The sequence below is a fragment of the Pseudoxanthomonas sp. LARHCG66 genome, from assembly GCF_052871755.1.
On record NZ_JBIXJW010000012.1, the window covers coordinates 1 to 10,425 of the forward strand.

Here is a 10,425-nt window from a genome sequence, read left to right on the forward strand (position 1 = left end):
CATTGACCGTTGAAGTCGATATGAAATGACAAACTCATTGCGGAAGCATCCTGATCTGTTCGTGGGGCCTAACACCAGAATTAAGCCGACCCGCGAAGCGGGTTCGGCTTGAATGAATTGTTAGGCCACGCTACCGCCACGGCCGAAGATTCCTAATGCCAGAAGCTAGCATGAATAGCCCCGCTAGCCCGAAAGCGGTTATGCAAAATCCCGCAACCGAGCTGGTGTAAGTCACCCCTCTCATCTCGAATGAGGGAAATCCGGAAGAAAGCCATGCAAGTGCACGAGATCCCCAATAGAGCACGAACAGGGCCCCGCCCAAAAGCATGATCCATTGCTTGGTGCGATCAATCTCTGACATGCGAGGCCTAACGCCTGAATTAAGCCGCGCCGCGAAGCGGCGTCGGCTTGAATGAATTGTTAGGCCGCGGCACCGGGCCTGCCGGACAGCGACCACGGAGCCAACTCTATGCCCTTACGAGCCACGCGGCCACGAACCTGATTGAGCAATGACTCAAGACTCTTTGAGTCCTGAAACGTCGGGCGTAGTACCTCGTCCATCCGGAGCATAGGCTCATCATTGCCATCGAAGACGCGGAACCGAATCCGATAGTCATAGTCCCAAGGCTCTGCAACACAGCGAAGAGGAGCAAACGCAGACTCGATGATGCTCGCTGCTTCCTGGGCGGATAGATCATTGGACATGCTATGTGCTCTCCAAGCGGCCTAACGCCTGAATTAAGCCGACCCGCGAAGCGGGTTCGGCTTGAATGAATTGTTAGGCGCGACCCGCCGTAGGTGACTAATTGGAGCGGTCAGCCAATCAATGGAGGCACCAAGTTTCGTGCCGAGATGGTTCATGCACGACTCTACGATATCAATTGTCTCTACCCACCTTTGATCAATCGGCAGTGCGAGGTGCGACGAGGCATTGAACTCGGGGAAATGGTACAGGCCAACATTAAGTAAAACCCGATAATTCGCACGCGGCGTAGCCTCGGGGCCGAGCTCCAAGACGATCTTTCCAATGTCGCCAAATCCACAGCGCGGCGGAATTGCGCGGCGTACCTCAAGCTCAATTGGATCCCAGCACTCTCTAAGCTGGAGGTAAGTCAGCTTGTCATGCTCGCGAAGGACAATTTGAAAGTCTCGAAGATGCATGTAAGCGCCTAACGCCTGAATTAAGCCGACCCGCGAAGCGGGTTCGGCTTGAATGATTTGTTAGCGCTCAAGGCGAGATCCTCGCATCAATGAAGAAGACTGCTCTCAGCCGCTCGCTGCATGGGACATTCTCTGCACGGGCGGTATCGGCCTGCCATTTGGGGCTTACTGCGGTCACCGAAAGGACTTGAGAGGGATCAACTCCATGTTGGACTAGGAACGTCCTGGCGGCTGTCGCTCTTTCGAACCATAGCTCGTTAGAGCCCTCCTCGGTGGCGCAGGCGCTTCCCTCTATCCGGGCTTTCATTTCTGGGTTGCGCATCATCAGCTCCGCACCTTCGTGCAGGATCGCTACCGAGTCAGGTCTCAGGTTCGAGCTGTTGAGGTCAAAGTTTATTCGGTGAAAAGTGGTTTCCGCTGCTGCCGTACTGACCATAGAGAACGCAAGCACAGCTACCGTCCATTGTGCTGCTTTTTGGCTCATGTGACGTCTCCATTGAGCGCTAACGCCTGAATTAAGCCGACCCGCGAAGCGGGTTCGGCTTGAATGAATTGTTAGGCCGCTGCCCGTGGCGACTACCAGACATGAGCCGAGTCCTCAATGTGTAGCGGCAAGTTGTGCGCTGCGCACCATTGGCTCAACTGTCCATGGAGTGCTGACCAATATCCTTTTGCCCAAGTCGGTGCCTTGCTGGGCCATAGATCCTGCGATGGCACAAACACCGAGACAACCCCCATTGGCATTTCCAGGACGAACGAGCCTTCGGAGCAGGAGCACACCAACTCTTCTTTCCAGCGGACTTGAAATGTAAAGATCGGCTCACTCATGGGGATTGTTGCTGCGGCCTAACGCCTGAATTAAGCCGACCCGCGAAGCGGGTTCGGCTTGAATGAATTGTTAGCGCTCAAGCCAGCCATTCAAAGAGCGCATCGTTCGAAGAATGACCGGCCAGATCTAGCGGCTTGCCGGCCGCGGGATGTCCGTAAGCATGGGCGAACTTACCGGATGTCTGATCGAATAGCAGGCAGTTCCCGACGCCCTCATTGTCGTAAGCGAGGAGAGTCATCGGATAAGGTGAAGAACCCCAGCCATACTCACGCTGCGCCCATGCGTCAGCTTGGGCGAGGACATCCGAAGGGGCGACCAGCTGAGCACGAAGGCTCCCGCGTTGGCGGGCAAGGCACTCCTCACGATCCGGCGCCCCGTGATCGGGAGTGGCCGAGTCACCCGCGAGCGATGCTTCAAGTGCTTTGAGAGCTAGCTCTATTACCATGAGCGCTAACGCCTGAATTAAGCCGGCCCGCCCTGGCCAACTGTCCGATCAATGCCGTAAAGATGCGGGCTCGGCTTGAATGAATTGTTAAGCATCTAGCCGGCGAGCTCAAACTGCCCCTGAAGTAGGGACAGGGTATGGGACTCGTGTTGGCCAGGCCCACGGTTGAAACACTTTGTCACCGTTACAAGGCCGGTAGAGGAAATATCCTCAACGGGAAAAGTCTCGCCAATCATGGAGCGGATGTCCTCGATCTCATTGGGCTCGAGGAAATCGAACAGGTGCATCTGCAGGTCTATGACTCTGACGAGGTTGCCGATACGCACGGGTTTGCCGTTTGTGTCGACCGTTGTGACGTCTTCCATAGATGCCTAACACCAGAATTAAGCCGACCCGCGAAGCGGGTTCGGCTTGAATGAATTGTTAGCGCGCTCTAAGACCACTCCTAAAGCCGCCCCAGCTGCACCATAACAGCTAAAGACGAGCGCCAGCCCCAAGGCAGAAATTACATAGGTTGAGTAGTACTCCGAAGGAACCCAACCGGAACGAAGGTAGCTATCAATCAGGCTGGTAATGAAGGCCGCTGCAGTGCCAGAGAGAACAGGACGATGAGCGGCCGTGATCCCAACGATGAGCCACGGAGCAAGGTTGAGAAAGATCCATTGCAAGTTGGAGCCGACAAGCTTGCTGAAGTTAATCCAGAACTCTGTAGAGACGGAGACTGTGGTGGCAGGTTGCTTAAGCGCCCACGAAACGGCCCCCCAGATTGAAACGCCTAGGGCAATGCTAAATCCAATGCGAATCCATGCAGCCATAGAGCGCTAACGCCTGAATTAAGCCGACCCGCGAAGCGGGTTCGGCTTGAATGAATTGTTAGGCCCCAAGACGGATCGCAGAATCAGGATCGGGAATGCTCAAGACCTTGGCCAATGCTAGCGCATTGGGACGAATCCAATCCGGAGAATCCTTGTCAAAGGGCGCGGGGAACCCGCTAAGGTTGTAGAGGGTCTTGGCACAAACCTCCTCAAAGCAGTACTGGGTATTGCTCAGGCGGTCACCGGACCGCTCCGCGGCCAAAGTCTTGGAACGAATCCTTTGAAACAACTCGTGTCCCTCAGACCACTGACTTGGCTCGGCAGCCATCGTATCGAGAGCCAGTAAGGTCTCGCGGTCATTGCAACGAGGGAGGAACAACCAAACGAGCCGTTGGATTTCTGCTGCAGTTTGCGTTGCTGTCGCCATTGGGGCCTAACGCCTAAATTAAGCCGACCCGCACTGGATTGGCACCGAAGCCGATAGTACCCAGAACGAACCGAAGTTAGGGGGCCTGATGCGGGTTCGGCTTGAATGAATTGTTAGGCATCAACCGGGCTTGGCTGAGCCAGCTAGAACAAAAATTACTGCAATCAAAGATCCGAAGCCGAGAAAAGCAGTGGTGAAGGAGAGTCCGTAGGCCAGAGCCTTGCGAAGCGAGCCAGATGATCTATTGCCACCACGAATGAACAGGACGGCCGCCGGCAGCAAGAACAGCCCAAGAAGACTCCGATAGAAGAACGCGGCCGGGCCATCCGCTCCCAGCAATAGGCCACGACCGAGCGCGACGACTGCGAGAATGGTGATCAATGAAAGGACGTAAGCGAATACCAGAGATCTCGCCATTGATGCCTAACACCTGAATTAAGCCGACCCGCGAAGCGGGTTCGGCTTGAATGAATTGTTAGGCGGCTGCCCCACGCTGCATGAGCACGAGATCATCTGCCGTCTCCGCTGTGTAGTGAACGAGTCCGCCAAAGTCAGTATCTACCATGATGCCAGTGCCAAGATAGGCCCAACCATCCTGGCCTGGCAGGTACTCGCCTGTGTCCATTGAGGCGATAACACGGCCGCGGTACTGCGTGTCGATCTGTACGACGTCTCCAGGCTTTATATCTGTTCCGTCCGCATATTTCATGCTGCCGCCTAACACCTTGAGTTAAGCCGCGCCGCAAAGCGGCGTCGGCTTGGACGAATTGTTAGCCGCGTGCCCGGCACCTAATAGATCCACAGATCCCCCTCCTTAGCATCTTTAGGCTCGTCCGGCTGCACGAAAATCCTTGGCTCCGTGAGCTTATCGAGTGACTGGAGAAGGCCAGGGCCAATTTCCATAGCCCACTCGGACGCTCCTCGGTCGACGTCCGCGCCATGCACCGCGGCGTTCAGCAAGCCAACCATGTCGGCAAGCACAGACCTCTGCTCTGAGGTCAGGACTCCACGCTTGTCCAGCTCTCGGAGAATTGAGCCAATGCCCCTTGAGCGCAGAGGTATTTGATGCTGCTCCGCGAGCCTCAGCAGACGGCGTTCAATTTCAATGCGCAGTCCAGCAAGCGCCAGATTCGGGTCGCGGTCTGCAACAAGCTGAAAAGAGTGCTCGGGGGATGGACTGTCGGACTCTGCGGAAATGAGCCCCGCGTCTTGGGCACGGTTTGAGACCTGATACATCTCCTGTAGCTCTACCTTCCAGCCGCCGGGAAGCTCAAGTGATTTAATAAGCGGTGCAAGCCATGGAATGATCGCGACAGCGAGCAATCCGAGCGTAATCGCATCGATCGCAAGACTCGGAAACAGCAGGTGAGCCAAAGCAAGTACGAGTGCGACGAGCGTGACCATACGGCGAACACGCCGCTGCAGTGTCACGGCGGGGCTTTCTTGTTTGGGAGTTCTGGCGGCTCTCATGTCTGTTTAGCGGCTAACACCGGAATTAAGCCGACCCGCGAAGCGGGTTCGGCTTGAATGAATTGTTAGGCCGCGTCGCCATCTGCCGCGCCCTTGTGAGGATAGTAGACCAGAGCGGCGCCCGAACTCAGAGCTTCTTCATAGAAGCCAGCGAACCCCCGATAGAGGTCCGTGTTTAGGACGTCAATCTGGAGCTTGCCGCCGCGCATATTCTCAATATTGGTAAAGCCGTATCGGCCACACTCGTCCAGCGCCGCCTCGAAGTCGTAGGCCTCAGATTGCTGCCTAAGGAAGAGCATGCATTTGTGAGTGGCGCCAACGTCGGGGTGGGCCCAGGTGTACTGGGAGTCACCGGAAAAGCGACCTTGGAACCCGTAGATCATTACAACTGTCATCAGCGGCCTAACACCTGAGTTAAGCCGACCCGCGAAGCGGGTTCGGCTTGAATGAATTGTTAGCCCCCACCACGAGACCAACTGCCATCTGCGAGCCTCTCATACGAGAAGCCTTGGGTCTTTGATTCTTGAATGATGAATCCGGTAGGGCGGCTGTGGGCCACGATAGCAGCCTCAGTCATCCCGGCCTTCTCAACGTCATTCTTGAAGAAAACCCATATTTCATCGGCTTCCTTCCCCAAGGCTGATTTGTCCGACATGGGCAAGTCAGTTTGATAGTTAAGAACTAGCCACTTGTTTTTGCCGTTGGTAGAGAACATCTTGGTGATTCCGATGAGTTTGATCACCTGTCCGTTGGGTAGCGTATGGGCTTGATGCTGCGATCCAGCAGAGCAGGCTGTCAGAAGCGCAACTACCAAGCCAAGAAGAATCCTGCGCATAGAGCCTCCCAAGGGGCTAACACCTGAATTAAGCCGACCCGCGAAGCGGGTTCGGCTTGAATGAATTGTTAGGTGCCATGGCAGAGATCACTGAGCGGAGATCCTCCACGGCACGTTGTCGAATCTTGGGGGACTTGATATGGCCAGGCAACCGACTAAGCCAGTGACTATTGGGGCCGTGCCCGCCGCCACGAATGGCGGATAGACGGCGCGATGTCGGGAGGGGCTTGCGCCCAAGGACATCTACACACTCCGCAAGCTGTTCCGCGGAAGAGAAGCGGAAGACAAAACCCTGCGACTCGACGCAAAGCACGGGATAGCCGCTGCGACCCTCGGCCCTGGGAGCCGGCGGGCTGTATGACTCGGACGCGCGCCATGTGGCACCGTCAAGCTCCAAGTGAACCCAGTAGGCCATCGGCTCGTTCCGCCAGTCCTGCGTGTGTTCGATCCAGTTGCGGGCAACCTTCCCCATGGCACCTAACGCCTGAATTAAGCCGACCCGCGAAGCGGGTTCGGCTTGAATGAATTGTTAGGTGCCGCCCGACTTGCCAGGGCCGCAGCCCTGCAAAGCTGGCTCACCCGCCTGAAGCTGGCGATACGCATATTGCAAAGGATAACCGCCATAGGTGTCGCCAGGGCGTTGGCCCTGCAGAGCTACGCCGGCGGGAACGGTCACCTCAAGAGTATCTGCACTCAGCCACTTGAGACCAACACCATGGGCGACGGAGTGGATAGCAACTACGTTGCCGCCCGGCTTGGATGGCAATTCATTACACTCAACAAGAACCTGCGTGACTTGGCCGCTGCCGCGATAATCAGCTTGGTAGTAGTGAGCGGAACACATGCCTTCGGGGTGCGTAGCGACTGGCCCGGTGCAAGTGGCGAACTCGCGTCCGGGGCAGCCGGACAGTAGCGCGGCACTAAGGATCACGATCATGAGAGCCGATTTTCTCACTTGCGGCACCTAACACCGGAATTAAGCCGACCCGCGAAGCGGGTTCGGCTTGAATGAATTGTTAGAGCCCACCAAGCCAAGGCTCCAGCTTTGGAAAAGCCACAGAGAACGCAGCCTGCCAGTCGCCGCCTGGGCCGAACCCATTTGGATCAAATTTGACGACAGGATTGTCCGGTGAGGCCAAGTCTATGCAGTAGTGGATGGCACAGCCAACATGAAGAATGGGGAGCAAATGCTTAGGCCAAGCCCATCCCGGATCTTCTGTGTCTGGCTCGTTGAAGATGCGGTAGAGGCTTAGAGCCGTATCGCCTTGATCCGTCAGATGGCCGGAGCCCAAGCCGAGCAAGCCATAGTCCGGCCCGAAGCCACCATTGCCTCGTTTGGCATAAAGCTCGACGAGAGCAGATGGGAGCGAATAGCCGATCGTGCTCTCAACTTCGGCGATTTCTTCATTTGTAGGTGTCGGGAATCTCACGTGGGCTCTAACACCGGAATTAAGCCGACCCGCGAAGCGGGTTCGGCTTGAATGAATTGTTAGGCCGCAACCGTAGCAGCTCCACCAATGCGGTACAAACAAGCGCGGCGACGGCGCCAGCCACGGCAACGGCGAGCTCCAGCTCTGATGCAATGGTGGCAAGCGAGAAGAGCACGCTTGCCGCCGCCCCAACGAGCAGGGGCACGGAAAAACGCATGACCCGAGCGACCAATTTTGGCCCAGGCCACATTGCGCGTGTTCTGGCAGCCGACCAGCCGGCAACTAGCGCTGCAGGAAAGCCGTAGAGGTAAGCAAAGATAGTGATGCCGAGCCAGACGCGCGGGCGAAATTGAGAAAGGGGACTACTGACAAGCTGGTCCCATAAGAGAAGACTTACTACTCCAACGGCCGGGCCAATGAGGCCGAAGATCGCCAGTTGAATCAGTGTTGGATGCCGATGAATTTGCATTTGCGGCCTAACACCTGAATTAAGCCGACCCGCGAAGCGGGTTCGGCTTGAATGAATTGTTAGACCTGCAGCCGGGACCGCAGGTCAGTCACCTCAGCTTGCCAGTCACTGAAGTCCTCGGTGTCCTCCCACAACTCTCGAAGCTCGGATTCTGGGCCTAGGATCCGATCAATCGCTTGCTGGGCGTCAGACACAAGCTTAGCGTCAGGCGATGGCTTTACCCGGGCGATCCACTCTAGGAGTTCAGTCTCATTCTGAGCTTCCGTCGTGGGGCGACCGATTGCAGCGACTACGACCTCAATCGCAGCCAGTGCGTCAGTTGCATCTGGCGAGTCCAAGTACTCTTCTGCAACCAGGGCCCGTGCGATGGTCTCGCGAACAAGTGAAAGGTCGCTTGTTTTTGTGAGATCGATCAGCCAATCCGCTGCGCTGTCATTGCCAAAAGAACCAATTGCCCAGCAACCCATGAACTTGCTCCTGCAGGTCTAACACCTGAGTTAAGCCGACCCGCGAAGCGGGTTCGGCTTGAATGAATTGTTAGGCGGCATCCGAACTCTCCGAAATGAGCTCCAAACGCACGCCACATGTTGTGTGCCTGACACCATCCCAACTTGAAGACATTGAAGAGAAGGTCTTACGGCAAAAGGGGCAGAGCACATGCCCATCGCTTCTTAGCACAGCCGCGATCTCGCCTTTCTGAGCATCCCGAGAAACAGGATCGCGCTCTTCGAATGAAAGAGAAAGTGCACGGCACCACTCGTTCACTAGCGCACGGAGGACTTCGCCGTTGTATTCGATGGTTTCAGTATGTGCTATTGGCTGAGGATACCAGTCGGTGATGCCGCCCATGCCATGGGGCTTCACTTTTCGGGCGTGCGCAATAGCGTCCGGAGTTCTGTCGGCCTCAAGCAGCCGGAGGCACTCAGATAGGTCAGCGCCCACATGGCCGTTATGGTCCCGGATGAACTTCAGGAGCGCTTTGCTAGCTGATATCTGGAGCTGACGATATGGGTTGGTCATGCCGCTTAACACCGGAATTAAGCCGACCCGCGAAGCGGGTTCGGCTTGAATGAATTGTTAGGCCCCACTTGCGTCGACATCATGAGTAAACACATTTGACTCTTGCGGGCTATTTGATGGAGGAACACGTAAACGAGCTTCAGCCAGGAAAGCCTCAAGAACAGAGAATGGGACAGGGTTCTCAGAAACAGTCACTGAAAAGCTCAATGTCTCATCCGACCAAAAAGCCTCAGCTACAAATACAGTGCCCGCATCTGATGCGCGACACAACTCAGCATAGAAGCCGTCCCGCGTCACGTCGGAACCGACCGTTGTCGTGTATTTGATGCTTCCGTTGCTGAGTGTGCTCATGTGGGGCCTAACACCTGAAATAAGCCGCGCCGCGAAGCGGCGTCGGCTTGATTGAATTGTTAGGCCTTGGCTGCACTAGCGGAACGCCATTACAAGTATGGCTGTTGTAGCAGTGAGAACTACTGGCCCGACGAGAATACAACGCTTACAGTAACGCCACTCTCCCTGAGCGACACAGATCGCCTTTCCGATCAGTACGGCAGCAAGGACGGCAAAGGCTAATGGAACTACCGCGGTCGGCCAGGCCCACACCGAGACGCCACAAGCCAAGATTAGTGCAAGCATGAGGCAGGCGTGCGCCACCCTGAAAGGCCCAATGCCACGCTCCTCGAACATGCTTTGGCGGTTCGACGGAAAAGAAATGACAAGCAATCCGAACAGGCTAAACGCTATGTAGCCTACTGCAATTACCTGAGCTAGCAGATAAGTATGTTCCAAGGCCTAACGCCTGAGTTAAGCCGACCCGCGAAGCGGGTTCGGCTTGAATGAATTGTTAGCCCCCATCCTGCACCTGTTGCCAGTTGCCGGCTGGGGAGCGTTGCCAAATAAAGGTGTACGCCTGGACTGTTTGGGCCGACCCATCTGTTGGTTGCCCTATGGCCCGAATGCCGGCAGAAGAGTGCCCGGCTGCCTCTGACTTGGGTCGAAGGGTGGGCCAAAGTGACTCAGCCTCGCGTGCGACAGTGGCCAAGTCATGAATGGAGTGTGTTGTCCTGTACTCGAGGATGTACAGGTGCTCGCCTGTTGCGAGCTCCATATCAACGACTCGGACGATCGCTGGAGTACTCGCCTGTGCGAAGTCCGTCTTGCTTGCCGACGGCTCGACGGCACAAGCCGCCAGCAAGGAAAGTAACAATGCCAGTATCAAAGTGCGCATATCTTTCTTGTGGGGGCTAACACCTTGAGTTAAGCCGACCCGCGAAGCGGGTTCGGCTTGAACGAATAGTTATACGCCAAGGTAAGCCCGAAGCCTGCGGCCTGCAACGGGGCCGGAACATCCGGGAGCAGGAAATCACTCGCCGCCAGCCCGTAGCAGGGTGGGGTCCGTAAAGACCGAAGCCGACAGCGACGCCGGCCCGCAAGTCGGGAGGTCATCCGGAGGCCGCGCGGCGCGAGAGCGATGTGTCCGAAGCCGAGTGAAGCGAAGTCAGAAGGACGCGATTGGTTGGCTTG

Annotated in this window: 12 protein-coding genes; all 12 read right to left on the reverse strand. The window is 56.3% G+C overall.

Annotated features, from left to right (window positions below; all coding sequences use genetic code 11):
* Nucleotides 1–1,228: 1,228 nt before the first annotated feature.
* Complete coding sequence (locus ACIPRS_RS18715; RefSeq protein WP_446539631.1) at nt 1,229–1,645, reverse strand: OmpA family protein; 417 nt, start codon at nt 1,643–1,645, stop codon at nt 1,229–1,231.
* An 885-nt stretch (nt 1,646–2,530) separates the two neighbouring features.
* Nucleotides 2,531–2,800 carry a hypothetical protein gene (locus ACIPRS_RS18720; RefSeq protein ID WP_446539632.1) on the reverse strand — a complete coding sequence of 90 codons (270 nt, stop codon included), beginning with the start codon at nt 2,798–2,800 and terminating at the stop codon, nt 2,531–2,533.
* A 997-nt stretch (nt 2,801–3,797) separates the two neighbouring features.
* The gene (locus ACIPRS_RS18725; RefSeq protein WP_446539633.1) at nt 3,798–4,094 is read right to left on the reverse strand and encodes a hypothetical protein; all 297 of its coding nucleotides are present in this window, start codon (nt 4,092–4,094) and stop codon (nt 3,798–3,800) included.
* A gap of 58 nt (nt 4,095–4,152) precedes the next feature.
* Entirely contained in the window at nt 4,153–4,386 is a 234-nt protein-coding gene (locus ACIPRS_RS18730) for a hypothetical protein (protein WP_446539634.1), read from the reverse strand.
* 80 nt (nt 4,387–4,466) lie between these two features.
* A complete protein-coding gene (locus ACIPRS_RS18735; protein ID WP_446539635.1) occupies nt 4,467–5,081 on the reverse strand; it encodes a hypothetical protein in 615 nt (204 codons plus the stop codon).
* Nucleotides 5,082–5,212: 131 nt separating this feature from the next.
* Nucleotides 5,213–5,530 carry a hypothetical protein gene (locus ACIPRS_RS18740; protein WP_446539636.1) on the reverse strand — a complete coding sequence of 106 codons (318 nt, stop codon included), beginning with the start codon at nt 5,528–5,530 and terminating at the stop codon, nt 5,213–5,215.
* A 71-nt stretch (nt 5,531–5,601) separates the two neighbouring features.
* Nucleotides 5,602–5,982: a hypothetical protein gene (locus ACIPRS_RS18745; protein WP_337732211.1), complete on the reverse strand. Its 381-nt coding sequence runs from the start codon at nt 5,980–5,982 to the stop codon at nt 5,602–5,604.
* A gap of 529 nt (nt 5,983–6,511) precedes the next feature.
* Nucleotides 6,512–6,919 carry a hypothetical protein gene (locus ACIPRS_RS18750; RefSeq protein WP_446539637.1) on the reverse strand — a complete coding sequence of 136 codons (408 nt, stop codon included), beginning with the start codon at nt 6,917–6,919 and terminating at the stop codon, nt 6,512–6,514.
* A gap of 79 nt (nt 6,920–6,998) precedes the next feature.
* Nucleotides 6,999–7,412, reverse strand: coding sequence for an SMI1/KNR4 family protein (locus ACIPRS_RS18755; RefSeq protein WP_446539638.1), 414 nt, complete (start codon nt 7,410–7,412; stop codon nt 6,999–7,001).
* 528 nt (nt 7,413–7,940) lie between these two features.
* Complete coding sequence (locus ACIPRS_RS18760; RefSeq protein ID WP_446539639.1) at nt 7,941–8,348, reverse strand: DUF4259 domain-containing protein; 408 nt, start codon at nt 8,346–8,348, stop codon at nt 7,941–7,943.
* Nucleotides 8,349–8,418: 70 nt separating this feature from the next.
* The gene (locus ACIPRS_RS18765) at nt 8,419–8,901 is read right to left on the reverse strand and encodes a hypothetical protein (protein WP_446539640.1); all 483 of its coding nucleotides are present in this window, start codon (nt 8,899–8,901) and stop codon (nt 8,419–8,421) included.
* Between the two features lie 57 nt (nt 8,902–8,958).
* Nucleotides 8,959–9,252, reverse strand: coding sequence for a hypothetical protein (locus ACIPRS_RS18770; RefSeq protein WP_446539641.1), 294 nt, complete (start codon nt 9,250–9,252; stop codon nt 8,959–8,961).
* Nucleotides 9,253–10,425 lie beyond the last annotated feature (1,173 nt).

What these genes read in the sequence shown, in the direction of transcription:
- ACIPRS_RS18715 (WP_446539631.1), bottom strand. Translation starts at nt 1,645, where the DNA reads ATGAGCCAAAAAGCAGCACAATGGACGGTAGCTGTGCTTGCGTTCTCT.
- ACIPRS_RS18720 (WP_446539632.1), bottom strand. Translation starts at nt 2,800, where the DNA reads ATGGAAGACGTCACAACGGTCGACACAAACGGCAAACCCGTGCGTATC.
- ACIPRS_RS18725 (WP_446539633.1), bottom strand. Translation starts at nt 4,094, where the DNA reads ATGGCGAGATCTCTGGTATTCGCTTACGTCCTTTCATTGATCACCATT.
- ACIPRS_RS18730 (WP_446539634.1), bottom strand. Translation starts at nt 4,386, where the DNA reads ATGAAATATGCGGACGGAACAGATATAAAGCCTGGAGACGTCGTACAG.
- ACIPRS_RS18735 (WP_446539635.1), bottom strand. Translation starts at nt 5,081, where the DNA reads ATGGTCACGCTCGTCGCACTCGTACTTGCTTTGGCTCACCTGCTGTTT.
- ACIPRS_RS18740 (WP_446539636.1), bottom strand. Translation starts at nt 5,530, where the DNA reads ATGATCTACGGGTTCCAAGGTCGCTTTTCCGGTGACTCCCAGTACACC.
- ACIPRS_RS18745 (WP_337732211.1), bottom strand. Translation starts at nt 5,982, where the DNA reads ATGCGCAGGATTCTTCTTGGCTTGGTAGTTGCGCTTCTGACAGCCTGC.
- ACIPRS_RS18750 (WP_446539637.1), bottom strand. Translation starts at nt 6,919, where the DNA reads ATGATCGTGATCCTTAGTGCCGCGCTACTGTCCGGCTGCCCCGGACGC.
- ACIPRS_RS18760 (WP_446539639.1), bottom strand. Translation starts at nt 8,348, where the DNA reads ATGGGTTGCTGGGCAATTGGTTCTTTTGGCAATGACAGCGCAGCGGAT.
- ACIPRS_RS18765 (WP_446539640.1), bottom strand. Translation starts at nt 8,901, where the DNA reads ATGACCAACCCATATCGTCAGCTCCAGATATCAGCTAGCAAAGCGCTC.
- ACIPRS_RS18770 (WP_446539641.1), bottom strand. Translation starts at nt 9,252, where the DNA reads ATGAGCACACTCAGCAACGGAAGCATCAAATACACGACAACGGTCGGT.